Consider the following 26,999-nt stretch of genomic DNA (forward strand, 5'->3'; position numbering starts at 1 on the left):
GGTCAGGGCGGTCGCGGACGCGGCGAGCAGGGCCACACCGACCCGGCCGAGGCCCACCGCGGCCAGTCCGGGACGCGGCCATCGCGCGGGCACCGCCCGCCCCGCGGCGACCGCGAACTGTACGGTCACCACGACCGGCAGGGCGCACCACGTCAGGCGTGCGGCGGCGTCGGCCGGGCGGTGCGGGTGCCCGAGGGCGTATCCCAGAGCGGCCAGCAGCAGCAGTCCGGTGGCCGCCGACGCGGCGGCGACCAGCACCCACCGTGCCAGCGCGGTGTACCGCGCCCCGCGTACGACACGAAAACTCAGCACGCCCGGCTCCCTTCCGACACGGGCCGCCGCCACACATGAGCGCGGGCGCGGGTTGTGGGGAGAGTGAAGGTCATACGGACGCGGCCCGCGGTGTCGTCGCTGTGGCGGTCGTGGCCGTCGTGGCCGTCGTCTCTGAATCCCGCTCCTGCGCGGGCATCGCGGCGTTGACCCGGCCGTCGAGCAGCGGGATCACGCGGTCCGCGAAGGGCGCGATGTCGTGATCGCAGGCGCTGAGCACGACGGTGATGCCGTGCGAGCGGGCCGCGCTGGTGAGGGTCCGCATCACCAGCGCGCGGTCGGGGCGGTGCAGCGGCGCGCCCGGGTCGTCGGCGAAGACGATCTCCGGGGCTGTGACCAGCGCGCGGGCCACCGCGATCCGCTGGCGCTCGGCCTGGAGGAGTTCGGCCGGGCGCTTGCGGGCGGCGGCCCCGATGTCGAGCCGGTCCAGCCACTCCTGCGCCGCGGCCCTGGCCGCGCGGTACTTGGTGCCGCGCAGCAGCAGCGGCAGCGCCGCGTTCTCCCAGGCCGTCAGCTCGGGCAGCAGTTGCGAGGTGCTGCCGACCCAGCCGAAGCGGTCCCTGCGCAGCTCGTCCCTGGCCGGCTCGGGGAGGGTGTGGACCGGGGAGCTGTTGAACCACACCTCGCCCTCGTCCGGCACCAACTGCCCCGACAGGCAGCGCAGCAGCGTCGACTTGCCCGCGCCTCGCGGACCCACGACGGCCAGGATCTCGCCCTGCCGTACGCCCAGCGACACACCCAGCAGCGCGGGGGACCCGTCGTGCGCGTGGCGCAGCGAACGGGCCCACAACACGTCATTGTCCGGCGGGGCCACCATGCCGTTACCTCCGCGGTTCGCGAACCAATCCCCTCCGGGGAGGTTAGGCACGGTACGGCCTCGCGGCCCGCAGGCACGACGACGGGCCCCGCCCGTACCGCTCATCCGGGTGACGTCACCCGACGCCCGGTTCCTCCTGCGGAGGAGGGTTTGCCCCAAAGGGGTGCGTACTGCGCCAGCGCAGCGTCAGAGTTTGGTCCAGGCCTCCGTCAGGACGCTTCGCAGGATTCCCTCGATGTCGTTGAAGAGGGACTGGTCGGAGGTGAGCGGCGGGGCGAGCTGGACGACGGGGTCGCCGCGGTCGTCGGCGCGGCAGTAGAGGCCGGCGGCGTACAGCTCCTTGGAGAGGAAGCCGTAGAGGACGCGCTCGGTCTCCTCGTCGGTGAAGGTCTCCTTGGTGGCCTTGTCCTTGACGAGTTCGATGCCGTAGAAGAAGCCGTTGCCGCGGACGTCGCCCACGATGGGCAGGTCGTTGAGCTTCTTGAGGGTGTCGAAGAAGGCGCCCTCGTTGTCCAGGACGTGCTGGTTGAGGCCCTCGCGCTCGAAGATGTCGAGGTTGGCGATGCCGACGGCGGCCGAGACGGGGTGGCCGCCGAAGGTGTACCCGTGGAGGAAGGTGTTGCTGCCCTTGTAGAAGGGCTCGGCGAGCCGGTCGGAGATGATGCAGGCGCCGATGGGGGAGTACCCGGAGGTCATGCCCTTGGCGCAGGTGATCATGTCGGGCACGAAGTCGAACTTGTCGCAGGCGAACATCGTGCCCAGCCGCCCGAAGGCGCAGATGACCTCGTCGGAGACGAGCAGCACGTCGTACTGGTCGCAGATCTCGCGGACGCGCCGGAAGTAGCCGGGGGGCGGCGGGAAGCAGCCGCCCGCGTTCTGCACCGGCTCCAGGAAGACGGCGGCGACGGTGTCCGGGCCCTCGAAGAGGATCTGCTGCTCGATCTGGTCGGCGGCCCAGCGGCCGAACGCCTCGGGGTCGTCCCCGTGGATCGGGGCGCGGTAGATGTTGGTGTTGGGCACCTTGCGCGCACCGGGGACCAGCGGCTCGAAAGGGGCCTTCAGGGCGGGCAGCCCGGTGATGGACAGGGCGCCCTGCGGGGTGCCGTGGTAGGCGACGGCCCGTGAGATCACCTTGTACTTGGTGTGGTTGCCGGTCAGCTTGTGATACTGCTTCGCGAGCTTCCAGGCCGTCTCGACGGCCTCGCCGCCGCCGGTGGTGAAGAAGACCTTGTTGAGGTCGCCGGGCGCGTAGTGCGCGAGCCGCTCGGCCAGCTCGATCGCCTTGGGGTGCGCGTAGCTCCAGATCGGGAAGAAGGCCAGCTCCTGGGCCTGCTTGTACGCGGTCTCGGCCAGCTCGTGCCTGCCGTGACCGGCGTTGACCACGAAGAGCCCCGACAGACCGTCGATGTACCGCTTGCCGTGGTCGTCGTAGATGTACGTGCCCTCGCCGCGCACGATGGTCGGCACGGGGGCGTTCTCGTACGACGACATGCGGGTGAAGTGCATCCACAGGTGGTCGTGGGCGGTCTTGGACGAACCCGAGGGGTTCGCGGACGGTGCGGGGTTCGTGGAGGTCATGGCTATCTGGTTCCCCAGGTGTAGGTCTGCTTCCGCAGCTTGAGATAGACGAAGGTCTCGGTGGAGCGGACGCCGGGCAGCGCCCGGATCCGCTTGTTCACCAGGTCCAGCAGGTGGTCGTCGTCCTCGCAGACGATCTCCACCATCAGGTCGAAGGAACCGGCGGTGATGACGACGTAGTCGACCTCGTCCAGCGCGGCCAGGGTCTCGGCGACCGGGTCGATGTCCCCGTCCACGTTGATGCCGACCATCGCCTGCCGCTGGAACCCCACCGTGAGCGGGTCCGTGACGGCGACGATCTGCATGACGCCCTGGTCGAGCAGTTTCTGTACGCGCTGCCGCACCGCCGCCTCGGACAGGCCCACGGCCTTGCCGATCGTCGCGTACGGACGGCGTCCGTCCTGCTGGAGCTGTTCGATGATCGCGTTCGACACCGCGTCTATCGACGGCGCCCCGCCGTTCTTGTCCCGAGTGGCCACGCGCCCCACTGTGCAGGAGAGGTCGACGGTCGCGCAAGCCCTTCACGATGAAAATCGTCGCCGACGGCCCTCTGTGGTACCGAATCGGTTGTTGAGGGGGGATGGGTGTGTCGAATACGGCAGTCCTGCGGCTAAGCTGGGGAACGTCTCAGCCCGTGGACACCGGACTCGTACGACCAGGGAGCAAGCGCCGTGACCGAACTCCGTACTCTGCGCAATTACATCGACGGAGAGTTCCGCGACGCCGCGGACGGCCGCACCACCGAGGTGGTCAGCCCGGTGACCGGCGACGCGTACGCCACCGCGCCGCTGTCCGGCGCGGCCGACGTGGACGCGGCGATGGCCGCCGCGGCGGCGGCCTTCCCCGCGTGGCGCGACGCCACCCCGTCGGAGCGGCAGAAGGCGCTGCTGAAGGTCGCCGACGCGATCGAGGCGCGCGCCGAGGAGCTTATCGCGGTGGAGAGCGAGAACACCGGCAAGCCGATCGGACTGACCGCCAGCGAGGAGATCCCGCCGATGGTGGACCAGATCCGCTTCTTCGCGGGCGCCGCGCGCATGCTCGAAGGCCGCTCGGCCGGCGAGTACATGGAGGGCATGACGTCCATCGTGCGGCGCGAGCCGGTGGGCGTCTGCGCGCAGGTCGCGCCCTGGAACTACCCGATGATGATGGCCGTGTGGAAGTTCGCCCCGGCCATCGCGGCGGGCAACACCGTCGTCCTCAAGCCGTCCGACACCACGCCCGCCTCCACCGTGCTGCTCGCCGAGATCCTCGGCGGCATCCTCCCCAAGGGCGTCTTCAACGTCGTCTGCGGCGACCGCGACACCGGCCGGGCGATGGTCGAGCACCCGGTGCCCGCGATGGCCTCCATCACCGGTTCGGTACGCGCGGGCATGGAGGTCGCAGGATCGGCCGCCAAGGACGTCAAGCGGGTCCACCTGGAGCTGGGCGGCAAGGCGCCCGTCGTGGTCTTCGACGACCTGGACAGCGCGGCCATCGCCAAGGCCGTCGAGGACATCGCGGTCGCCGGATTCTTCAACGCCGGGCAGGACTGCACCGCCGCCACCCGCGTCCTGGTCCAGGAGTCGATCCACGCGGAGTTCACCGCGGCCCTCGCCAAGGCCGCCGCCGAGACCAGGACCGGCCTGCCGGACGACGAGGACGTGCTGTACGGGCCGCTCAACAACGCCAACCAGCTCGCCCAGGTCAGCGGCTTCATCGAGCGGCTGCCCGCGCACGCCAAGGTCGAGACCGGCGGCCACCGGGTCGGCGACCGCGGCTACTTCTACGCGCCGACCGTCGTGTCCGGGCTGCGGCAGGACGACGAGATCATCCAGCGCGAGGTCTTCGGCCCCGTCATCACCGTCCAGTCCTTCACCGACGAGGAGCAGGCCGTCGCCTGGGCCAACGGCGTGGACTACGCGCTGGCGTCCTCGGTGTGGACCAAGGACCACGGGCGCGCCATGCGGATGTCCAAGCGGCTGGACTTCGGCTGCGTGTGGATCAACACCCACATCCCGCTGGTCGCCGAGATGCCGCACGGCGGCTTCAAGCGGTCCGGCTACGGCAAGGACCTGTCGGGCTACGGCTTCGAGGACTACACGCGGATCAAGCACGTGATGACCTCGCTGGACGGCTGAGCCTGCCGTCCGGCCTCCCCCGCGGGCGGCCCCGCGGGGGAGGTGGCGGAGGTCCGGTCAGGCGCGCCGCCGCAGCAGCCGCTGCAAGGCGTCCAGCCGGTTCGTGGTGATCGCGTCCACGCCCAGGTCGAGCAGCCGGGTCATGTTGCGCTGCCAGTCCGCCGTCCACGCGCCGACCAGCAGCCCGTTGTCCGCGGCCCACCGCACGGTGGCCCTGTCGATCAGCCCGAAGCGCAGATTGATCCACCGCGGCCCCAGCTCGTCCAGGAGCGAGCGCGGCGGCGGGGCCACCGTCGTCCACGTCATGGCGATCTCCGCCGACGCGTCCAGGTCGCGCACCGTCAGCATCGCGCCGAGCCCGCCGCAGTAGTAGACGCGGTCGCCGACGCCCGCCTCCGCCACGGCGGCCACGGTCGCCTTCACCTGGCCGACCGAGGTCAGGTCCAGCATCATCCGGCCGCCGCCGGGGTGCCGCAGCAGCTCGGCGAAGGCGTCCGCCAGCGTGGGCACGCGGCCGTCGGTGAGGTCCACGACGTCGTTCAACGACAGGTCGCCGACCGCCTCCGGCACCTTCCACAGCCGGTCCAGCGTCTCGTCGTGCAGCAGCACCGGCACGCCGTCGGCGGTCAGCTTCACGTCGACCTCCACCGCGCCCGCGCCCTTGAGCAGCGCGGACCGTACGGAGGGCAGCGTGTTCTCGCGCTCGTGGTACGGGTCGCCGCGGTGGGAGACCGCGACGGTCACCGCCACGCCGCCGCGTACGCGTCGATCTCGGCGGCCAGCGCCCGTTTGCCCGCCGGATCGAGGAAGGAGACCTCGACGGCGTTCTTGGCGAGCGCCGCGACCCCGGCCCGGTCCAGGTCCAGCAGCCGGGCGGCGACCGCGTACTCGGTGTTGAGGTCGGTGCCGAACATCGGCGGGTCGTCGCTGTTGACCGTGACCAGCACGCCCGCGTCGATCATCTCCCTGATCGGGTGCTGGTCGATCTCGGCGACCGCGCGCGTGGCGATGTTGGAGGTCGGGCAGACCTCCAGCGGGATGCGCTGCTCCGCGAGGTGGTCGAGCAGCCGCCGGTCGCGTACCGCGCTGGTGCCGTGGCCGATGCGCTCCGCGCCCAGTTCGTTGATCGCGTCCCAGATCGTCTCGGGGCCCGTCGTCTCGCCCGCGTGCGGCACGCTGTGCAGACCGGCGGCGCGCGCCCGGTCGAAGTACGGCTTGAACTGCGGCCTCGGCACGCCCAGTTCCGGGCCGCCGAGACCGAAGGAGACCAGGCCCTCGGGGCGCAGGTCGAGCGCCAGGTGCGCGGTCTGCTCCGCGGAGGCGAGACCCGCCTCGCCGGGGATGTCGAAGCACCAGCGCAGGGTCACGCCCAGCTCGGACTCCGCGGCCTTGCGCGCGTCCTCGATGGCCTCCATGAACGCCTGCTCGTGGATGCCGCGCCGGGTCGAGCTGAACGGGGTGACGGTCAGCTCCGCGTACCGGATGTTCTGCCGCGCCATGTCCCTGGCCACCTCGAAGGTGAGCAGCCGTACGTCCTCGGCGTCCCTGATCAGGTCGACCACCGACAGGTAGACCTGGATGAAGTGCGCGAAGTCCTTGAAGGTGAAGAAGTCGGCGAGGGCGGCGGGATCGGCGGGGACCGCGGAGTCCGGGTGCCGGGCGGCCAGTTCCGCGACGATCCGCGGTGACGCGGAGCCGACGTGGTGGACATGCAACTCGGCTTTCGGAAGCCCGGCGATGAAGGTCTCGAGGCCGGAGCCGGAGCCGGGCGCGGTGTCGGGCATGCGGGGGTCCTCCCAGGGGTCCGATCGGTGCGGTTCATCGTAAACGGCACCGGGAGACGGCGCGGGGACGGCGGGCGGCGGCGCCGCGACGGCGGCCGGGGACGGCCGGGGACGGCCGTCGTCGCACCACGGCCCCCAGCCGTCACCCGGTCATGCCGCCGGGGATCGCCGCGACGGTCGGATTCACACAGAATTCGTCGCGTAACCAAAAGGCAACAACGGAATCACTTGTTGAAGGACGGTTCCTCTGCCAGGATCGGCGATCAATCCAGAGTTCGGCCACGCCGCCAGGAGTGGGCGCGGAGGCGAGGAGAACGTGATGGACCACGTGACGGACGTGGCGAAACGGTTCGCGGGCGGAGCCCAGTACATCGACGGCCGCCCGCGAACCGGCGGCAGCGGCGACACGCACTCCGTGGTGGACCCGGCGACGGGCCGCACGGTGTGGACGTACGCCACCGCGGGGCCCGCCGACGTGGACGCCGCCGTCGCCGCCGCGAAGGCCGCGCTGCCCGGCTGGGCGGCCACCGCGCCCGGCGAGCGCTCCGCCGCGCTGCACCGGCTGTCCGCCGCCCTCGACGCGCGCGCCGGTGAACTGGCCCGCGCCGAAACCCTCCAGTGCGGCAAGCCGATCAAGCTCAGCGGCGAATTCGACGTGCCGGGCACCGTGGACAACGCCGCGTTCTTCGCCGGGGCCGCCCGCCACCTGGAGGGCAAGGCGGCAGGCGAGTACAGCCCGGACCACACCTCGTACGTGCGGCGCGAGCCGGTCGGCGTCATCGGGTCCATCGCCCCCTGGAACTACCCGCTCCAGATGGCCGGGTGGAAGATCCTCCCGGCGGTCGCGGCGGGCAACACCATCGTGCTCAAGCCGTCGGAGCTGACCCCGCTGACCGCCCTGATGTTCGCCGAGGCCGCCACCGAGGCCGGAATCCCGGACGGCGTGATCAACATCGTCACCGGTACGGGGCAGGGCGCGGGCGAGCACCTGGTCACCCACCCCGACGTCGCCATGACGTCCTTCACCGGCTCCACCGCCGTCGGCACCCGGATCGCCCGGCTCACCGCGGGCACCGTCAAGCGCCTGCACCTCGAACTCGGCGGCAAGGCCCCCTTCGTGGTCTTCGACGACGCCGACCTCGACGCGGCCGTGCACGGCGCGGTCGCCGCCGCCCTGATCAACAGCGGCCAGGACTGCACCGCCGCCACCCGCGCCTACGTCCAGCGCCCGCTGTACGACGCCTTCGTGACCGCCGTCGCCGACCTGATGGCGACGGTACGGCTCGGCGACCCCGCCGACCCGGCCACCGACCTCGGCCCGCTCATCTCCTTCGCGCACCGCGACCGCGTCGCGGCCGTCGTCGAGCGGGCCCGTACGTACGCCACCGTCGTCACCGGCGGCGCGGCGCCCGGCGACAAGCTCGCGGCGGGCGCGTACTACCGGCCCACGCTGCTCACCGGCGCGCCGCAGCACAGCGAGGCCGTACAGCAGGAGATCTTCGGCCCGGTACTGGCGGTGCTGCCGTTCGACAGCGACGATCAGGGCCTGGCGTACGCCAACGACACCCCGTACGGCCTGGCCGCCTCCGCCTGGACCCGCGATGTCTACCGGGCCGGGCGGGCCGCGCGGGAGATCACCGCGGGCTGCGTCTGGATCAACGACCACATCCCGATCGTCAGCGAGATGCCGCACGGCGGAGCGAAGTCCTCGGGTTTCGGCAAGGACATGTCCACGTACTCCTTCGAGGAGTACACGCAGGTCAAGCACGTGATGTTCGACAACACCGCGGTGGCGCGCAAGGACTGGCACCGCACCGTCTTCGGAGACCGATAGCGGAAGGGCACCACCCATGGAGCAGTACGAGACCCTGTCCCCGCCGGTGCGCGCGGCGATACTCCGCAGCATGACCGGCGGGCGCGGCGCCCTCGGCCGCCGGACGCTGCTGCGCGCCGCGGGGCTGGGCACCGTCGCCACGGCGGGACTGACGGCGTGCGGCATCCCGGCCGCGGGCCGCAAGGGCGACACCACGGCGTCGACCGACCACTCGGCGCAGGAGAAGGTCGTGAACTTCTCCAACTGGGACCAGTACATCGACGTCACCGACGACGGCAAGCACCGCCCGAGCCTCGACCAGTTCACCAAGGCCACCGGCATCAAGGTCGCCTACACCGAGGACATCAACGACAACGTCGAGTTCTTCGGCAAGATCAAGCCGCAACTGTCCGCGGGCCAGGACACCGGCCGCGACCTGATGGTGCTCACCGACTGGCTCGCGGGCCGGATGATCCGGCTCGGCTGGGTGCAGAAGCTCGACCCCTCGAACCTGCCGCACGCCTTCGCCAACCTGGAACAGCGCTTCCGCAGCCCCGACTGGGACCCCGGCCGCGCCTACTCCTACCCCTGGGCCGGCATCCCCACCTGCATCGCCTACAACAAGAAGGTCACCAAGGGCCGCAAGGTCACCTCGGTGTCGCAACTGCTGGACGACCCGGCGCTCAAGGGCAAGGCCGCCATGCTCTCCGAGATGCGCGACACCGTCGGGATGACGCTGCTCGACATGGGCAAGAAGCCGGAGACCGTCACCGACGACGAGTACGACGCCGCGCTCAACCGCATCCAGGGCGCGGTGGACAAGGGGCAGATCCGCAAGTTCACCGGCGGCGAGTACACCGACGGCCTGAGCAAGGGCGACATCGCCGCCTGTGTCGCCTGGGCCGGTGACCTGGTGCAGCTCAGGCTCGACGACCCGAACATCGAGTACGCCTTCCCGGCCGCCGGTTACATGACCTCCACGGACAATCTGCTGATCCCCGCCAAGGCGCGGCACAAGACCAACGCCGAGCGGCTGATCGACTGGTACTACCAGCCGCGGATCGCGGCCGAACTGGCCGCCTACACCACCTATGTGTCACCGGTGATGGGCGTCCGCGAGGAACTGGCCAAGATCGACCCGTCGCTCGCCACCAACCCGCTGATCATCCCGAACGCCCAGATGAACGCCACGTCGCACGCCTTCCGCTCGCTCAGCGAGGACGAGGACACCCGGTACGAGGCGAAGTTCTCCAAGCTCACCGGCGCCTGACCGGCGCTCCAGCAGCCCGCACTCCCCGACGACTTCCGGGACACCTCATGACGACCCCCAAGACCCCGGCCGACGACGCCGTCAGCCTCACCGGGATCAGCAAGACCTACGGCTCCTTCACCGCCGTCCACCCGCTGGACCTCGCCGTGCCCGCCGGTTCCTTCTTCGCGCTGCTCGGCGCCTCCGGTTGCGGCAAGACCACCACCTTGCGCATGATCGCGGGCCTGGAGGACCCCTCCTCCGGCTCCGTACGCCTCGGCGGCCAGGACGTCACCGCCCTGCCGCCGTACAAGCGCCCGGTCAACACCGTCTTCCAGAACTACGCGCTCTTCCCGCACCTCGACGTCTACGAGAACGTCGCCTTCGGACTGCGCCGCCGCGGCATCAAATCCGTCAAGAAGCAGGTCGGCGACATGCTGGACCTCGTCCAGCTCGGCGCGCTCGCCCGCCGAAAGCCGCACCAGCTCTCCGGCGGCCAGCAGCAGCGCGTCGCCGTGGCCCGCGCGCTGATCAACCAGCCCCAGGTGCTGCTGCTCGACGAACCGCTCGGCGCGCTCGACCTCAAGCTGCGCCGCCAGATGCAGCTCGAACTCAAGCGCATCCAGACCGAGGTGGGCATCACCTTCATCCACGTCACCCACGACCAGGAGGAGGCCATGACGATGGCCGACACCGTCGCGGTGATGAACGCCGGACGCGTCGAGCAGATGGGCGCGCCCGCCGACCTCTACGAGAACCCCGCCTCCACCTTCGTCGCCAACTTCCTCGGCACCTCCAACCTGATCGAGACCGAGGTGACCGGCGTCAGCGGCGGCGAACTCCAGCTCACCGCCGCCGGCCAGAAACTGACCCTGCCCGCCGCCCGATGTCGCGTCGACGTGACGACCGGCGGCCGGGTGCTGGCCGGGGTCCGCCCCGAGAAGATCACCCTGGCGCACAGCGACGACGAGCACGAGATAGCCGAGAGCCGCAACCGGGTGCGCGGCCGGATCGTCGACTCCAGCTTCATCGGCGTCTCCACGCAGTACGTCATCGACAGCCCGGTCTGCCCGGAGCTGGAGGTCTTCGTGCCCAACGTGGAACGCGACGGCCGCCTGGTGCCCGGCGCGCCCGTCGTCCTGCACTGGAACCCCGAGCACACCTTCGGCCTCGACGCCGACCAGGACATCGACGCCGGCACCGACACCGACGAGGGAGAGGCCGCCGCATGAGCGCAGCGACCGCGCCCGTCACCGGGCCGCCGGCGCCGGCCGAGGCGGCCCCGCTGCCCGCCGCCCTGAAGAAGGCCGCCCGCAGACGGCGGCGCATCCCGTATCTGCTGCTGCTCGCGGGCGTCGCCTGGCTGCTGGTCTTCTTCGTCGCCCCGATGGTCTACCAGGCGTCGACCTCGGTGCAGACCGGCTCGCTCGACGCCGGCTTCAAGGTGACCTGGCACTTCGCCACGTACTGGGACGCCTTCCGCGAGTACTGGCCGCAGTTCGTGAAATCGCTGGTCTACTCCGGCATCGCCACCGTGCTGTGCCTGGGCATCGGCTACCCACTGGCGTACACCATCGCCTTCCGGGCCGGACGCTGGCGCAATCTGGTGCTGATCCTGGTGATCGCGCCCTTCTTCACCAGCTTCCTGATCCGCACCCTGGCCTGGGAGACGATCCTGGCCGACCAGAGCCCGCTGGTGTCGTTCCTGAACAACATCCACCTGCTGGACGTCACGTCCGCGCTGGGCATCACCGAGGGCAACCGGGTGATGGCCACCCCGCTGGCGGTGGTCTGCGGCCTCACGTACAACTTCCTGCCGTTCATGATCCTGCCGCTCTACACGTCCCTCGAGCGGGTCGACGGCAAGCTGCACGAGGCGGCGGGCGACCTGTACGCGACCCCGTTCACCACCTTCCGCAAGGTGACCTTCCCGCTGTCCATGCCGGGCGTGGTGGCCGGCACCCTGCTCACCTTCATCCCGGCCTCCGGCGACTACATCAACGCCGAGTTGCTGGGCTCCACCAACCAGAAGATGATCGGCAGCGTCATCCAGTCGCAGTTCCTGCGGGTGCTGGACTACCCGACGGCCGCCGCCCTGTCGTTCATCCTCATGGCGGTCATCCTGGCGATCGTCATGGTCTACGTCCGCCGCGCGGGAACGGAGGAACTGGTCTGATGCGTCCGATCCGCTGGCTGCGCAAGAACCTCGTGGTGATCGCCGGGGTGCTCACCCTGACGTACCTGATCGTGCCCAACCTCGTGGTGCTGCTCTTCTCCTTCAACAAGCCCAACGGGCGTTACAACTACACCTGGACGCGGTTCTCCACCGACGCCTGGCAGCACCCCTGCGACGTCGCGGGCATGTGCGACTCCCTCACGCTCAGCCTGAAGCTGGCCGTCTACTCGACGATCGGCGCCACCGTGCTCGGCACGATGACCGCCTTCGCGCTGGCCCGCTACCGCTTCAGGGGCCGCGCCACCACCAACATGCTGATCTTCCTGCCGATGGCGATGCCCGAGGTGGTGATGGGCGCCTCGCTGGGCACCCTCTTCCTCAACATGCGCATCCAGTTCGGCTTCTGGACCATCCTCATCGCGCACATCATGTTCTGCCTGAGCTTCGTCGTCGTCGCCGTCAAGGCCCGCGTGATGAGCATGGACCCCCGTCTGGAGCAGGCCGCGCAGGATCTCTACGCCACCCCGACGCAGACGTTCCTGCGGATCACCCTGCCGCTGGCCGCGCCCGGCATCGCGGCGGGCGCCCTGCTGTCCTTCGCGCTCTCCTTCGACGACTACATCATCACCAGTTTCAACGCGGGCAACACCGTCACCTTCCCGATGTTCGTGTGGGGCTCCGCGCAGCGCGGCACGCCGGTCCAGGTCAATGTGATCGGTACGGCGATGTTCGTCATCGCGGTGCTGCTCGTACTGGCCGGGCAGCTTCTCGGCAGCAGCCGCAGGAGGGCGCGCACCTGACCCGTACCGCCCCGGCATTCCCGACGCAGACCCGCGCATCACGAAGGTGTGAGAACCATGGACGCAGCCCGCTCGCTCGCCGAGGCCGAGCCCCGACCGTACTGGCTGGACGACCCCGGCAGGCCGCAGGCGCACCCCGCGCTCACCGGCCACGAGAGCTGTGACCTGCTGGTGGTCGGGGGCGGTTACAGCGGGCTGTGGACCGCGCTGCTGGCCAAGGAGCGCGATCCGCTGCGGGACGTGGTGCTGGTCGAGGGGGACAGGATCGGGTGGGCCGCCTCCGGGCGCAACGGCGGCTTCTGCGCCGCGAGCCTCACCCACGGCGCCGCCAACGGACTCGCCCGCTGGCCCGACGAGTTCGACCTGCTCCAGCGCCTGGGCGACCGCAATCTCGACGCGATCGAGGAGGCCGTCGCCCGCTACGGCCTGGACTGCGACTTCGAGCGGACCGGCGAGATCGACGTGGCCACCGAGCCGCACCAGTACGACGAACTGCGCGAGGCCGCCGGGGAAGCCGCCGAGCACGGCCTGGACGCGGAACTGCTGGACCGCGACCAGGTCCGGGCCGAAGTCGACTCGCCCACCTTCCTCGGCGGCCTGTACAACCGGCGCGGCGTCGCCATGCTGCACCCCGCCAAGCTCGCCTGGGGCCTGGCCCGCGCGGCCGCCGACGCGGGCGTACGGATCTACGAGCGCACCCCGGCCCGCGACCTGGCCGCCTACGGCACGGCGCTGGGGGTCCGCACCCCGTACGGCAGGGTGACCGCCCGCCAGGTGGCGCTCGGCACCAACGTCTTCCCGTCACTGGTCCGCCGGGCCCGCCCGTACACCGTGCCGGTCTACGACTACGCGCTGATGACGGAACCGCTGACCGAACAGCAGCTCGCGGCGATCGGCTGGCAGGGCCGCCAGGGCCTGAGCGACAGCGCCAACCACTTCCACTACTTCCGGCTCAGCGCGGACAACCGGATCCTGTGGGGCGGCTACGACGCGGTCTATCCGCGCGGCGGCCGGATGCGCGCGGAGTACGACCAGCGGCCCGGGACCTTCCTGAAGCTGGCGGAGCACTTCCGCACCTGCTTCCCGCAGTTGGAGGACGTCCGCTTCACCCACACCTGGGGCGGCGCGATCGACACCTGCTCGCGCTTCTCCGCCTTCTTCGGCACCGCGTACGGCGGCCGGGTCGCCTACGCGGCCGGGTACACCGGGCTGGGCGTGGGCGCCACCCGCTTCGGCGCCGACGTGATGCTGGACCTGCTGGCGGGGGAGGAGACCGAGCGGACCCGCCTGGAGATGGTCCGCAGGAAGCCGCTGCCGTTCCCGCCGGAGCCGCTGGCCACCGTCGGGATCGGCATCACCCAGTGGTCGCTGGCCCGCGCCGACCGGTCGGGAGGGCGGCGCAATCTGTGGCTGAAGGCGATGGACCGCGCCGGGCTCGGCTTCGACAGCTAGGGCCGGGAGGGGCACGAGGGCCGCTCGGCGCGGACCCGCGGTGACGCCCCGGCGCACAACCGGCATGCGGCGTGAGCCACTTCACTACCAATGAGTAGCGAAACCCGCGTAATGATCGGCCCCCAACCCGCTCTCTTCCATGACAGCGACCGTCCACGGCGGTCGTCGGGCGGAAGAGACGGAGGAGCCGGTCATGGTCAGCACCGGTGCGAAGAGCGCGGTCGAGTGGCTGGTGTCGGTGGCGGTGGACCCGGTGAGCTGCCGGTGGGAGTGGGAGCGCAACCCCCTCGGGGTCACGCTGCTGCCCGCCGGGAAGCTGTGGGACGTCCTGATCCTCACCGGGGATCTCGGCTACCCCACCCTGGACGTCCTGACCCGGCTCGTGGAGCGGCCGGGCCCGGTGCTCGCCGACTTCGGCGACTCCCGGATGGGGTTCTTCGTACCGCCGGGCACGGCGGCGCGCTGGCTGGCCACCGGCGTACGGACGGCGGGCCGCGGTACCTGGATCGTCGTCCCGTACCCGGGCCGGGCCACCGGCGGGGTGCGGTGGCTGGTGCCGCCGGACGGCAGCGGGCACCTCACCGACCCGGTGCTGCTCGAACTGGCCATGCACGAGGCCGCCGCCCAGATCGCGGGCGGCGACTGAAGGAACGCACCGCGGAGCGCGCCCACCGCGCGGTGCTTGTGACCACCTCCCCGGCCTGGGGAGACTGACATGAGACAACGACGGAAGGGTCAGCCCGTGACGACCAAGCACATCACCCACTGGATCGCAGGCAAGGGCTGGACCGGCGGCGCGGAACGGCACGGCGACGTGTACGACCCGGCGACCGGCGCGATCACCGGGCAGGTGGACCTCGCGTCCGCCGACGTCGTGGACGCGGCGGTCGGCGCCGCCCTCGACGCGTTCCAGCAGTGGCGGCACACCTCGGTCGCCAAGCGCGCCGGCGTCCTCTTCGCCTTCCGCGAACTGCTCAACGCCCGCCGCGACGAACTCGCCTCGGTCATCGTCGCCGAGCACGGCAAGGTGCACTCCGACGCCCTCGGCGAGGTCGCCCGCGGCATCGAGGTCGTCGAGTACGCGTGCGGCATCCCGCAACTGATCAAGGGCGGTTTCACCGAGCAGGCGTCCACCGGCATCGACGTCTACTCGATCCGCCAGCCGCTCGGCCCGGTCGCGATCATCTCGCCGTTCAACTTCCCCGCCATGGTGCCGATGTGGTTCTTCCCGCTGGCCATCGCCGCGGGCAACACCGTCGTCGTCAAGCCGTCAGAGAAGGACCCCTCCGCCGCCAACTTCATGGCCGGGCTCTGGCAGGAGGCGGGCTTGCCCGACGGCGTCTTCAACGTCGTGCACGGCGACAAGCCCGCCGTCGACCGCCTGCTGGAACACCCCGGCATCAAGGCCGTCTCCTTCGTCGGCTCCACCCCGATCGCCCGCTACGTGTACGAGACCGGCACCCGGTACGGCAAGCGCGTCCAGGCCCTCGGCGGCGCCAAGAACCACATGCTGGTGCTGCCCGACGCCGACCTGGACCTGGCCGCCGACGCCGCCGTGAACGCGGGCTTCGGCGCCGCGGGCGAGCGCTGCATGGCGGTCTCCGTGCTGGTCGCCGTCGACCCGGTCGGCGACGGCCTGGTCGAGCGGATCAAGCAGCGCGTCGCGGGCCTGACCGTGGGACCCGGCTGCGCCGCGAGCTCCGAGATGGGCCCGCTGGTCACCGGCGTGCACCGCGACAAGGTCACCGCGTATCTGGACTCCGGCGTCGCGGACGGCGCGGAACTGGCCGTGGACGGCCGCAAGCACCCGATCTCGGGCGCGGAGACCGCCGACGGCTTCTGGCTCGGCCCCACCCTCTTCGACCGCGTCACGCCCGGCATGTCCGTCTACGACGACGAGATCTTCGGCCCGGTGCTCTCCGTCGTCCGCGTCGCCTCGTACGAGGAGGGCCTGGCGCTGATCAACGCCAACCCGTACGGCAACGGGACCGCGCTGTTCACGAACGACGGCGGCGCCGCGCGGCGCTTCCAGCACGAGGTCGAGGTCGGCATGGTCGGCATCAACGTGCCGATTCCGGTACCGGTCGCCTACTACTCCTTCGGCGGCTGGAAGTCCTCGCTCTTCGGCGACACGCACGCCTACGGCGAGGACGGGGTCCGCTTCTTCACCCGCGGCAAGGCCGTCACGCAGCGGTGGCTCGATCCCTCGCACGGCGGTATCAATCTGGGCTTCCCGACGAACAGTTGAGATCTGCGGCGGCGTCGCCCGGCGCGTGGCTGAACAGTCCGGCCGCCGCCGCCCACGCCACCAGCGTGACCGTCAGGAACCAGCTCGCCAGCACGTCCAGCGGCCAGTGGAAGTCGCACCACACCAGTGCGACGCCCACGGCCGCCTGGAGGGCGAGGGTGAGAACGGTCAAGGCGGTCCGGGCCGCGGGGCGGCGCACGTACGGCAGCAGGAGCAGCAGGGCCAGGCCGTACGCGACGGCGGAGGTCGCGGCGTGACCGGAGGGGAAGTAGCCGTAGCCGTCGAGCCGGGGCACGAGGCGGCCGGGCGCGGGCCGGTGCACCGCGGACTTGACCGTGTCGACGACGACCGGCAGCAGCGCCATGGCCACACAGGCGGCCAGCGGCGGCAGCCACCACCGGACAACGGCCGCCCGCCGCCCGAGCACCGCGGCGGCGACGACCGCGACGAGCAGGACCGGCACGGCCACCTCGATATTGCCGAAGTCGCTCACGACCTGCGCGGTGCCGTGCGCGCCCGGATGCGCGGCGGACGCCCGGCGGAACCAGCCGAGTACGGTCCAGTCGCGGCCGACCAGCCGCCCGCCGGTCTCGACCTGCCAGGTGAGCAGGGAGAACAGGGCGGCGCCGACGGCGCTCAGCAGCAGGAGAAAAGTCAGCCGCCCCGGAACAGGGGGGAGAGTTCCGGGGCGGCCAAGGCGACCGCCGTGCCGCCCGTCCCGGGGGGTGTGGGACGAACGGCCGACCGATCGGCGAGGAGTGCCGGGGCCTACGGTCCCGGCGGTGTCGTGCGCGAGGGCACTGCTGAGCCGGTGTTGGGGATACACCGGCGCGGTGTCGCCCGTGATGATCTCCTTCGGAGACCGCCCCGAGCGGGGTGTTCTGCTGAAACCGTACGTCACCCGAAGGGCCACAAGGCCAGGGATCACCCCTCCGCCATCAGGCCCGCACACGTTCTTCACGTCCCCCCGTTCCTTACCGCCGGTCACACCCCGGCGAGGGCCTCCTCGATGATGTCGAGGCCCTCGTTGAGCAGATCCTCCCCGATGACCAGCGGCGGGAGGAAACGCAACACGTTGCCGTAGGTGCCACAAGTGAGGACAACCAGGCCCGCACTGTGACACGCGCGGGCGATCGCGCCGGTCAGCGCCGCGTCCGGGGTGGTCGTGCCCGGCTCGACCAGTTCCACCGCGATCATCGCGCCGCGCCCGCGGACCTCGCCGATCGCCGGGAACTTCTCCTGGAGCGCGGTCAGCCGCGCCTTCATCACCTCGCCGATCCGCCGCGCCTTCGCCGCGAGATCCAGCTCCTTCATCGTCTCGATCGCGCCCAGGGCCGCCGCGCAGGCCACCGGGTTGCCGCCGTAGGTGCCGCCGAGGCCGCCCGCGTGCGCCGCGTCCATGATCTCCGCGCGGCCGGTCACCGCCGCCAGCGGCAGACCGCCCGCGATGCCCTTCGCCGTCGTGATCAGATCCGGCACCACGCCCTCGTCCTCGCACGCGAACCACTGACCGGTCCGGCAGAAGCCGGTCTGGATCTCGTCCGCGACGAAGACGATCCCGTTGTCCTTCGCGAACTGCGCGATCCGCGGCAGGAAGCCCTTGGCGGGCTCGATGAAGCCGCCCTCGCCCGCGATCGGCTCGATCACGATCGCCGCCACGTGCTCCGCGCCGATCTGCTTGGTGATCATGTCGATCGCCTGCGCCGCCGCCTCCCGCGCCGCGTGCTCGGGCCCGGTCAGCCAGCGGAAGCCGTACGCCAGCGGCACCCGGTACACCTCGGGCGCGAACGGCCCGAAGCCCTCCTTGTACGGCATGTTCTTCGCGGTCAGCGCCATCGTCAGATTCGTCCGGCCGTGGTAGCCGTGGTCGAACACCACGACCGCCGGGCGCTTGGTGTACGAACGCGCGATCTTCACCGCGTTCTCCACCGCCTCCGCGCCCGAGTTGAACAGCGCCGTCTTCTTCGCGTGGCTGCCGGGCGTCAGCTCGTTCAGCGCTTCGGCGACCTCCACGTACCCCTCGTACGGCGTCACCATGAAACAGGTGTGCGTGAAGTCGGCGAGCTGCGCGGTCGCCCGCCGCACCACGGCCTCCGCGCTGTTGCCCACCGACGTGACCGCGATCCCGGAGCCGAAGTCGATCAGCCGGTTCCCGTCCACGTCCTCCACCACGCCGCCCCCGGCGCGCGTCACGTACACCGGCAGCGTCACCCCCACCCCGTTCGCGACCGCGGCGCTCTTGCGCGCCGACAGCTCCTGCGACTTCGGGCCGGGAATGCTGGTGACCAGCTTGCGTTCCTGCGGAAGTGCGGTCATGGCGGGTGCTCTCCTCACGCCGGGCGGCGGTGTCTGTGCGGTGTCTCCGCGGAATCTCTTCGGAACGTGTGCGGTACCTCTGCGGTACCTCTGCGGACTTTTCAGCTCTTCCCGCAGGCTAGGCCGCGTCCCGGCCCGCCCGCATACGCCGATAGGTAACACTGCCCACCGACGATTCGCCGTAACGGCCAGTGCGCGCGCCGCGGCGTGCCACCGCCCGCCACCGGCAAGATCCTTTTACGGCGGTAGCCGCTCGACTACATTGAGCGCATCGTCGGCGACGAGGGGCGAGGGGCACGCACCATGGATGCCATGGATCACGAGGGCGCGCACGGGTACGGCCACCGGCCCGGGGTGCCGCCCCGGCCCGCCGGGACACCGGCGCCGAGCCCGGCCGCCGCGCCCCCCGTGCCCAAACAGGCACCGCCGATGTCCGAGACCGAGCGCTGGCTGCGCACCCCGCGGATCTCCGACGCGCCCGGTGTGTACGCCTACGGGCACGTGCCCAACGAAGCCGACCGGGTCCCCGACGGCCGCGTCATCGGCCGCGCCGCGCTCGCCCTCCTCGCCGGAATCCTCATCTGGTCCCTGCGCAACAACGGCTTCCTGCCCTGGTGGCAGTTCCCGCTCAAGATCCTGACCCCGCACAGCTGGTCGTTCAGCGGCCACCAGTCCCGCCCCGAGGTCTTCACCCAGAACCTCTACAGCGTGCTGTCGGCCGCCGTGATCGTCTGGATCACCGGCAGGCTCGGCAACTGGGGCGAGGCGGCCCGCCGCTTCCTCGACACCCCCGCGCGCCGCGGCTGGTTCGCGCTCGCCGCGGGCGCCCTGGTGTGGCAACTGAGCTGGACGGGCTACGTGCCCGTCCTCGACACGGTGCTCGACCTCTTCCCGTACTCGTGGATAAGCGGTGGCGGCAACCCCAACCGGGCCGCCGCGGTCACCTACGCCATCTACGCCCTCGTCGCCGCGCTGATCGCCTGGCCCTGCGCCAAGTTCGGCGGCTGGTTCGGCATCCCCGGCTGGCAGCCCGAGGACACCGCGGGAGCGCGCCCCGCCGCCCCCTCGTACACCCGCACCGGCGCCGACCCCTTCGGGGCGACCCCCGCGGACTGGCCGGAACTGCGCGCGGCCGGGCGCTCCGACGCGGCCGACCGGCTGGCGCGGGACGTGGGCCTGGGCCGGATGAACGACGTGGACTGCGTCCGCGTCCGGCACTCGTGGGACGAGACCCGGCAGCGCCCCCGCGAGGTTCTGGCGTTCACCGACGAGGTCCGGCGCCTCGGCGGCGGCGCCTGCCTCCACCCGTCGGGCGAGCGCGACCTGCCCGCCCGCACCGCCCCGCACGACCTGCTCGGCGGCCAGGTCAGGATCGGCCGCGGCGTCGAGGACGACCGCAACGGCTTCCAGTACCGCGGCTCCGGCATGGCCCTGGACCCCGCACTGCTCGGTACGGGACTGCTCGTCGTCGGCCCGCCCGGCGCCGACAGGACCCGCCGCGTCATGCGCCCGGCCGCCGAGTCGCTCTGCCTCCAGGCGCTCACCGGCGCCGCCGCCGTCGTCGTCGTGGCCGGCGCGGACACCGACCTCGGACCGCACGAGGCGTACGACGTCATCATCGCGCCCGGCGACCCGGCCTCCCGCTACAGCCTCGACCTGTACGGCGGTACCACCGACCCCGACATGGCCGCCTGGCTGCTCGCCGAAGCCCTCGTCGACGGCCCCGAGGCCGAACAGCGGCGCGCCGTCGCCGCCCTCGCCCAGCTCCTCGGCCCCTACGCCGCCGCGCACGGCCGCTTCCCCCCGGTGCCGGTGCTCCGCGAGCTGCTGGACGGCGCCCCCGAGGCGTACGAGGACCTGCGCCGCGCCGTCGCCGCGGCGGGCGCGCCCGCGCTGCTGCGCGAACTCGACGCCAGGCAGCGGCAGTCCGCCCGTACCGGGGACATCGGCGGCGACCTCGCCAACCGGATCGCGCTGCTCGACCGGCCCGCCTTCGCCGGATCCTTCGGCGCCCCCGACCGGGCCCGGCCGTTCTCGATGGAAGCGCTCGTCCACCCCATCCGGGTGCGGATCGAACTGCCCGAACGCGGCCACGCCGAAGCCTCCCGGATCCTCGTCCGGCTGCTGCTCGCCCAGTTCACCGCCGCCGTCCGCGCCCAGCGCACCTTGACCCGGTTCGTCTGCCTGATCGTCGACGACATCGGCCAGGCCGTCACCGCGGAGACCGTCCGCGCGCTGGCGGCCCTGCCGTCCACCACGGCGGGCATGGTCCTCGGCCTGCGGACCCTGGCCGACGTGCCCGAGCACCTGCGCGGCCCGCTCGTCGCCGCCGCGGGCTGCCGGATGTCCCTGGCCGGGGTCACGCCCTGGGACGGCAAGTTTTTCGCCGAGTCCTGGGGCACCACGCGGGTGGAGACCCGCGAGGTCACCCGCGCCGACCAGTCGGGCGGCATGGCGCAGCGCGTCAACCGCGTGGCACGCCGGATGATCACCGGCCGGGTCGTCACCGCCGACGCCGTCACCGTCCGCGAGGTCGAGCGCGAACGCTGGTCGGCCTCCGACCTCGCCCACACCGTCCCCGCCGGACAGGCCGTGGTCTCGCTCACGACCACCGCGGGGGAGAGCGCCCCGCCGATCCTGGTGGACCTGCGGGGGTAGCGCCGGGGCAGCGACCGGGCGCGCGGGCCCGGCCTTGTGGGGCGGCGGCGGGGCAGTGCGGGCCGGCCGCTGGACGGTGCGGCACAATTGGGGGTGGCGACCGCTCCCGGTCGGCCAAAAATCGGCCTCCTCACGTACCAGGTACGTATGCCCCTCACGCTCGCGTCCCTCGCCCACCACTCGGTCCTCAAGCTCACCGTCCTCGCCGGAGGCGACCGGCTGGGGGAGACCGAAGTGCGCTGGGTCCACACCAGCGAGCTGGACGACCCGGGACCGTACCTGGAAGGCGGCGAACTGCTGCTCACCACCGGCCTGAAACTGCCCGTGGACGACGCGGAGCACATACGCGCGTACGTCACGCGGCTGGCGGCGGCCGGAGTCGTCGGCCTCGGCTTCGGCGTCGGGGTCGGCCACGACGCCGTGCCCCCCGCCCTGGTGGCCGCGGCGGAGACCGCCCGGCTGCCGCTGTTCGAGGTGCCGCGCAAGACCCCGTTCATCGCCATCAGCAAAGCCGTCTCCGCGGCCGTCGCGGCCGACCAGTACAAGGCCGTCACGGCGGGCTTCGAGGCCCAGCGCGAACTGACCCGCGCCGCCCTCGCCCCCGACGGCACCGCCGCGCTGCTCGGCCGCCTCGCCCAGCACCTCGACGGCTGGGCCGCGCTCTACGACGCCTCGGGCGCCGTCCTGGCCGCGGCCCCCGACTGGGCGGGCCGCAGGGCCGCCCGGCTCGCGGGCGAGATCGACCGGCTGCGCGACACGCCCGCCCCGGCCAGCGCCGCCGTCGCGGGACCCGCGGGCAGCGAGGACCGCGTCGAACTCCAGTCGCTGGGCACCGGCCGCCGCCCCCGCGGCTTCCTCGCCGTCGGCACCGAGGAACGCCTCGACACCGCCGCGCGCTACGTCGTCCACGCCGCCGTCGCCCTGCTCACCCTCTCCCTCGAACAGTCCCGCACCCTCCAGGACGCCGAACAGCGCCTGGCCGCCGCCCTGTTGCGGATGCTGCTCGCCGGGGAGCCCGGCCACGCCCGGAGCGTCGCGGGCACGCTCTACGGCAGCCTCCTCGACCACCCGGTACGCGTGCTCATCGCCGAACCGGCCGAGGCCCACGCCACCGCGGGCGCCGACGCCGTCACCCTCCTCGGCGAACGCGCCGAGGCCGTCGCCTCCCGCTCCGGCGACGCCCTCCTCGCCGTCCGCGAAGGCCCCCGGCTGATCGTGCTGGCCGCCGAGGAGTCCATGGCGCTGTCCACCGCCGCCGACCTCGCCGAGGCCGAGGACGCGCTGGCCGCGGGACTGTCCGCGCCCGTACTCCCCGCCGAGGTCCCCGAGGCCCACCGCCAGGCCGAACGCGCCCTCGCCGTCGCCCTGCGCCGGGGCCGCAACCTCGTCGAACACGGCGAGGTCGGCGCGGGCTCCGTCCTGCCCCTCCTCGCCGACGACGCCGTCCGCGCCTTCTCCGAAGGTCTGCTGCGCCCGCTGCGCGACCACGACGCCACTTCCCGCGGCGACCTCGTCGCCTCCCTGCACGCCTGGCTCTCCCACCACGGCCAATGGGACGCCGCCGCCGCCGACCTGGGCGTCCACCGCCACACGCTGCGCTACCGCATGCGCCGGGTCGAGGAGATCCTGGGCCGCTCGCTGGACGACCCGGACGTGCGGATGGAGCTGTGGCTGGCGCTGAAGGCCGGGCCGTGACGGCCTGCCCCGCGGTCAGCCCTGCTGGTCGTCTGCCAGCAGCCGCGCCGCCATCCGCTGGGCCTGCCCGGCGGCGGCCCGCGCGTCCGATCGCCTCGGTGTCAGAACGGACCTGGCCCGCAGCGCGGTCACCCGGTCCTGGTGCGGACTGTCGCCGTAGAGGCTGTCGAGCAGCGACTCGGCGGCGGACAGGTGCTCTTGCGCGCTCCGCCGGTCGCCGGCCATTTCGCGGGCGCGGGTCAGCAGCAGTTCCAGGCCCGGCAGCAGCGGTGACCCGGGGCCGTAGACGTCCAAGGTGGCGACCCGCGCGAGCTCCAGTGTGGCCGCCGCCTCAGGAGATCCCGATGCCAGCAGCACACGGCCCTCCGCCGTCTTGAACCGCGCGTAGAGATGCGGCCGTTCGGCGTTCGTGCGCTCCAGGAAGGGCCGCATCGCATCGATGTGCCGTTGGGCCCGGGTGATGGACGGATACCACCGGTCGTCGCTGTACGGTTCCCGCTCGGACCACTGGGGGCCGGACGCGTACTGCGCGAGGTTTGTCGCGAGCAATTCGGTGAGGTCCACGTACAGATCGAAGTGCTCGCGGGTCGCAGACGTGGCCAAAGACGCGATGTCGGCCTCGGTACCGCTGTCGGCGACGCCGAGGCGCAACCGCAGTCGGGCCTCCTCGGCCAGTGGCACGGCGGCGCCGATGGCGGACGATGACACCTCGTCCCTGGCGGCAGCGATCGAGGCGTCGAGGAACGAGTCCCGGCAGCCGTCGAGGAGTTCCGCCGTCATGTCGTCCCTGCGACTGCCCCAGGACGACGACGGCTCCGCCGACCGGCCGTACGACCGGGACGTCCGGCTGAGATCGCCGGTCACGAGCGCGTGCCTCAGCAGACCCTGACGGACGAGGCGGCGAGCGCGCCGGTTCGCCGTCGGCTCCAGCCTCAGGTATTCCTCCTTCGCCGAACCCAACGAGCCGCACCACAGCGCGAGTTCGGCTCGGGCCAGCGCGGCCTCCTCCTTCGCGGAAGGCGAACCGCGCCCGGCGCCGGGCGCCGCCTCGATCTCGGTGCAGCGCTCCAGCGACCGCCGCACCAGGCCGCGCGCCATCCGCGCCCGCAGGGAGACGATCCGCCAGCTCTGGCGCTCGTTGGGGGTGAACAGCGACCTCGACAGGGGCCTGTCGTCGCCCAGCGCGATCAGGGCCAGCCGTTCGGCCTCCGCCGGAGAGCCGTGCAGCAGCTGATACCGGCTCCAGCTCACGAGCAGCGTGAGGACGGGGTCGCTGGTGGGAAGCACCTGGTCCTCGCGGGTGTCCAGGACCCGCCCGACCAACTCGCCGAACGGCGGCCCGCTCTCGTACGCGGTCCAGGTCGCGGGATCGGTGGTCGGCTCCGGGTAGAAGCGGGACAGGGTCTCGACCAGCGCGCGCCGGAAGCGCGCGGCGTCCTGGCGGGTCACCCGGGCCCGCACGGCGGTACGGGCGGACTCGGCCAGCCGGAGCGCCGTCCCGTCGGCCTCGGCCAGGCTGCCGTCCACCAACCGCGCGGTGTCGACGAGGAGTTCGAAGGACGGACCGCGTCCCTGCGGCCACGACGCCCACAGCGCGGACACCGTGGCTCCCGCCACGCCGTCGCCGGTGTCGAGGAAGTCCAGCAGCCACAGGGTGAGCAACAGGTCGGGGGTGAGGGGAAGCACCGGGGAGAACGGACCGGCGTCGGCCGCCTCCCGCGCCGTGAAGCCCGCCGTCACCGCCGCCACGTCCCAGATCCGCGCGCGGCCGAAGGACGAGGCCGTGGCCAGCAGGGGCCTGCCGTACGTGCCGTTGAAGGCCGTGACAGCCACCACGCGGCTGGTGTCCCCGGTGGCGACGGTGCCGACCGCCTGAGCGGACGCGGTGTCCCAGAGGGTGACCGTGCCCTCGTCGTCGATCGCCGCGATCAGGTCGGGCCGGCCGTTGACGTGGACGGTGGTGAGCGCGTCCACCCGTCCGAGCCGTTCTGGCAGGTCGCTGTCGACCTCCTCGCCGCTGGTGGCGTCCCTGAGGCGGATGGTGCGGTTCTCCGGCGGGTGGTCCCCGGTCACGTGGAGACAGAGCGGCCGTGCGCCGGGGCCGGTGAAGAAGGTGAGGGCGCGGACGCGCCCCACGAGGGGGGTGAGGGCCGAGCCGATTTCGGTGCCGGTTTCGGGGTCCCAGCAGCGCAGGGCGATGTCAGAGTCCGTGGTGACCAGGACGAGCCGTCCGTCCGCGTTGGTGAAGGTCGTCAGGAGGCGCGCCCCGAACAGCGAGCTGACGGTGAGGGTGCGCCTCCATGTGCCCGAAAGGAGGTCCCAGAGGGAGACGGCGCCGCCGGTCCCCGCGACGGCGGCCTGCGGACGGCCGTTCGCGTCGGGGAAGACGGTGAGCGTCTGTACGGCGTCGGGACCGCCCTCCAGCGGTACGCCCGGTCCCGCGCCCCCGGCCGCGTCCCACAGGTGCACACGCCGGCCGTAACCGGCCGCCGCCAGCCACACGCTGCCGTCCCGGACGTAACCGGCAAGGCCCCGGTCGCCCTTGGCGGTGGCCCACTCGTAGAGCGGCAGGACCGGTTCCTCGGGGCTGCCGAACAGGCGGCTGAACTCGGCCCGTACGTCGATCGCCTGGAGCGCGCCGGGGTTGGCCGGCATGCGCTGGGCCAGTTCGTGGAGCCTGCTCGGGGCGGAGCTGTCCAGGGCCAGCAGGCCGGGCTCGATGCTCGCGGTGAGGTGGTCCATGATCTCGGCGCGGGTCAGTTCGCCGAGGGTGACGACGGCGCCCAGGCCCGACGGGTCGCGGACGCCGTCGAGGGAGGCCACGGTGAACAGCACCGAGCCCCGGCCGTAGAGGGGAAGGCATTCCTCCAGCGCCTCGCGCAGGCCGTCGCCGTAGGACCGGACCCGGTCGAAGACCAGCAGCCAGTCACGGTGTTCGCGCAGCCGTTCCCCGACGTCCGTGGAGGGTGGGGAGCGGTGCTCCCCGTCCGGGGTGAGTGCGGACTCCAGCGCGGCCAGCCCTTCGCGCAGGCTCTGCCGGGTCCGTGCGTCGATCCGGTGGACGAAGCCGTGCCGGGGCCCGTACTCGCGGACGTACTCCTGCACCAGGCGGGTGCGGCCCGACCCGTTCGCGCCGACGACGACGGCGACCGCCGGCGTGCTCCAGCGGTGGTCCTGCGCACGGTCGGCGGGCGAGGGCCGCAACGTCCTTTTCAGGGCGTCCAGTTCGGGGGCGCGGCCGATCATCCGCACGGGATCGGGTGGGCTGGTGACCGGCGGGACGGGGAGGAGGCGTTCCGGGTGCGGGACGGTGGAGGCGTGCGGCGCCGCTGCCGCCCCCTCCTGCCGCCCGGCGTCGAGCACGTCCAGCGCGCGGCCCTGCGCCGCTGCCGTCAACTGCCGTGCCAGCGCCCGGTGCTGGCCGCCCGCGCCGCTGAGGACGGCGGCGGCGACCTCGGCGAAGGGGAGGCTGCGTTCGGGCAGCAGGCGGCCGGTGGCGCCGTTTTCGGGGGCCTCGGCGGGGGACTCGGCGGGGGCCTCGGCCGGGGCCGAGGCGGCGTCGACGGCCAGGGAGGCGAGCGCGCGGAAGTCCAGGGTGCCGCCGAAGGTGGCGGCGACGCGGCCGGAGACCCGGGCGAGGACGTCGTCCAGGACGTGCAGGGATTCGGTACGGGTCAGCTCGGCGAGCAGGGCGTCGCGGACGCCGGGGGCGAAGTCGTAGACGACCTCGTCGGGGTCGGTGTACGGGCCGGAGGCCGGATCGCGGCGCTCGATCAGGCCGGAGAGGAAGAGTTCGGCGAGGTCGGTCTGGCCGGAGCCGGGGACGGTGGCCTGCTGGACGAGCCGCATGACGGGCAGGCTCAGCGGGGCCGCCGCGAGGTGGCAGGCGAGGCGGAACGCGTCGGGCGAGCAGCCGGAACGGAAGCGGGCGACGCGCTCCGCCGGGCCCGGCGGCTGCGCGGGGGC

At 72.2% G+C, this 26,999-nt stretch carries 18 protein-coding genes and 2 pseudogenes; 11 read left to right on the plus strand and 9 right to left on the minus strand.

Going from position 1 to position 26,999, the window contains the following annotated elements; all coding sequences use genetic code 11:
- The 4 genes and pseudogenes from BGM09_RS08515 to BGM09_RS08530 all read right to left on the minus strand — a co-directional run.
- Positions 1–312, minus strand: a pseudogene (locus tag BGM09_RS08515) (hypothetical protein); the annotation flags it as partial.
- A 70-nt stretch (positions 313–382) separates the two neighbouring features.
- A complete protein-coding gene (locus tag BGM09_RS08520) occupies positions 383–1,147 on the minus strand; it encodes an ABC transporter ATP-binding protein (protein WP_188280851.1) in 765 nt (254 codons plus the stop codon).
- Positions 1,148–1,333: 186 nt separating this feature from the next.
- Positions 1,334–2,725 (minus strand): aspartate aminotransferase family protein, encoded by a 1,392-nt coding sequence (locus BGM09_RS08525; protein WP_188280852.1) that lies wholly within the window; start codon positions 2,723–2,725, stop codon positions 1,334–1,336.
- Positions 2,726–2,727: 2 nt separating this feature from the next.
- Positions 2,728–3,204 carry an Lrp/AsnC family transcriptional regulator gene (locus BGM09_RS08530; RefSeq protein WP_188280853.1) on the minus strand — a complete coding sequence of 159 codons (477 nt, stop codon included), beginning with the start codon at positions 3,202–3,204 and terminating at the stop codon, positions 2,728–2,730.
- Between the two features lie 192 nt (positions 3,205–3,396).
- Here BGM09_RS08530 and BGM09_RS08535 point away from each other — a divergent pair, with 192 nt between their 5' ends.
- Entirely contained in the window at positions 3,397–4,842 is a 1,446-nt protein-coding gene (locus tag BGM09_RS08535; RefSeq protein WP_188280854.1) for a gamma-aminobutyraldehyde dehydrogenase, read from the plus strand.
- Between the two features lie 57 nt (positions 4,843–4,899).
- On the opposite strand, the gene BGM09_RS08540 is transcribed toward BGM09_RS08535, so the two are convergent.
- Both BGM09_RS08540 and BGM09_RS08545 read right to left on the minus strand, forming a co-directional pair.
- Entirely contained in the window at positions 4,900–5,586 is a 687-nt protein-coding gene (locus BGM09_RS08540; protein WP_317452596.1) for a glycerophosphodiester phosphodiesterase, read from the minus strand.
- Positions 5,583–6,626, minus strand: coding sequence for an adenosine deaminase (locus BGM09_RS08545; RefSeq protein ID WP_188280856.1), 1,044 nt, complete (start codon positions 6,624–6,626; stop codon positions 5,583–5,585). The genes BGM09_RS08540 and BGM09_RS08545 overlap by 4 nt, the downstream gene beginning before the upstream one ends.
- Positions 6,627–6,945: 319 nt before the next feature.
- Here BGM09_RS08545 and BGM09_RS08550 point away from each other — a divergent pair, with 319 nt between their 5' ends.
- The 8 genes from BGM09_RS08550 to BGM09_RS08585 all read left to right on the plus strand — a co-directional run bounded on the left by BGM09_RS08550 (position 6,946) and on the right by BGM09_RS08585 (position 16,364).
- Positions 6,946–8,460: a gamma-aminobutyraldehyde dehydrogenase gene (locus tag BGM09_RS08550; RefSeq protein WP_188280857.1), complete on the plus strand. Its 1,515-nt coding sequence runs from the start codon at positions 6,946–6,948 to the stop codon at positions 8,458–8,460.
- Positions 8,461–8,476: 16 nt separating this feature from the next.
- On the plus strand, positions 8,477–9,709 hold the full coding sequence (locus tag BGM09_RS08555) for a spermidine/putrescine ABC transporter substrate-binding protein (protein ID WP_188280858.1): 1,233 nt from the start codon (positions 8,477–8,479) through the stop codon (positions 9,707–9,709).
- A gap of 47 nt (positions 9,710–9,756) precedes the next feature.
- On the plus strand, positions 9,757–10,920 hold the full coding sequence (locus BGM09_RS08560) for an ABC transporter ATP-binding protein (protein ID WP_188280859.1): 1,164 nt from the start codon (positions 9,757–9,759) through the stop codon (positions 10,918–10,920).
- Entirely contained in the window at positions 10,917–11,864 is a 948-nt protein-coding gene (locus BGM09_RS08565; RefSeq protein ID WP_188280860.1) for an ABC transporter permease, read from the plus strand. Before BGM09_RS08560 ends, BGM09_RS08565 begins: the two co-directional genes overlap by 4 nt.
- Positions 11,864–12,664, plus strand: coding sequence for an ABC transporter permease (locus tag BGM09_RS08570; RefSeq protein ID WP_188280861.1), 801 nt, complete (start codon positions 11,864–11,866; stop codon positions 12,662–12,664). The genes BGM09_RS08565 and BGM09_RS08570 overlap by 1 nt, the downstream gene beginning before the upstream one ends.
- 57 nt (positions 12,665–12,721) lie before the next feature.
- Entirely contained in the window at positions 12,722–14,116 is a 1,395-nt protein-coding gene (locus BGM09_RS08575) for an NAD(P)/FAD-dependent oxidoreductase (protein ID WP_188280862.1), read from the plus strand.
- A gap of 193 nt (positions 14,117–14,309) precedes the next feature.
- Positions 14,310–14,762, plus strand: coding sequence for a hypothetical protein (locus tag BGM09_RS08580; RefSeq protein WP_188280863.1), 453 nt, complete (start codon positions 14,310–14,312; stop codon positions 14,760–14,762).
- A gap of 69 nt (positions 14,763–14,831) precedes the next feature.
- Entirely contained in the window at positions 14,832–16,364 is a 1,533-nt protein-coding gene (locus BGM09_RS08585) for a CoA-acylating methylmalonate-semialdehyde dehydrogenase (RefSeq protein ID WP_223186522.1), read from the plus strand.
- Here BGM09_RS08585 and BGM09_RS08590 read toward each other — a convergent pair.
- Together BGM09_RS08590 and gabT are read right to left on the minus strand one after the other, a co-directional pair.
- Complete coding sequence (locus tag BGM09_RS08590; RefSeq protein WP_188280865.1) at positions 16,336–17,190, minus strand: phosphatase PAP2 family protein; 855 nt, start codon at positions 17,188–17,190, stop codon at positions 16,336–16,338. The two genes, BGM09_RS08585 and BGM09_RS08590, sit on opposite strands and share 29 nt — an antisense overlap.
- Positions 17,191–17,348: 158 nt before the next feature.
- Positions 17,349–18,680: a 4-aminobutyrate--2-oxoglutarate transaminase gene (gene gabT / locus BGM09_RS08595; protein WP_188280866.1), complete on the minus strand. Its 1,332-nt coding sequence runs from the start codon at positions 18,678–18,680 to the stop codon at positions 17,349–17,351.
- A gap of 312 nt (positions 18,681–18,992) precedes the next feature.
- On the opposite strand from gabT, the gene BGM09_RS08600 reads away from it, so the two are divergent.
- Positions 18,993–21,338: an ATP/GTP-binding protein gene (locus BGM09_RS08600; RefSeq protein ID WP_223186524.1), complete on the plus strand. Its 2,346-nt coding sequence runs from the start codon at positions 18,993–18,995 to the stop codon at positions 21,336–21,338.
- Between the two features lie 147 nt (positions 21,339–21,485).
- Entirely contained in the window at positions 21,486–23,033 is a 1,548-nt protein-coding gene (locus BGM09_RS08605) for a helix-turn-helix domain-containing protein (protein ID WP_188280867.1), read from the plus strand.
- Between the two features lie 15 nt (positions 23,034–23,048).
- Here BGM09_RS08605 and BGM09_RS08610 read toward each other — a convergent pair.
- Positions 23,049–26,999: pseudogene (locus BGM09_RS08610) on the minus strand (hypothetical protein); the annotation flags it as partial.

The organism is Streptomyces sp. CBMA29, assembly GCF_014596445.1.
In the GTDB taxonomy this organism is placed as follows: domain Bacteria; phylum Actinomycetota; class Actinomycetes; order Streptomycetales; family Streptomycetaceae; genus Actinacidiphila.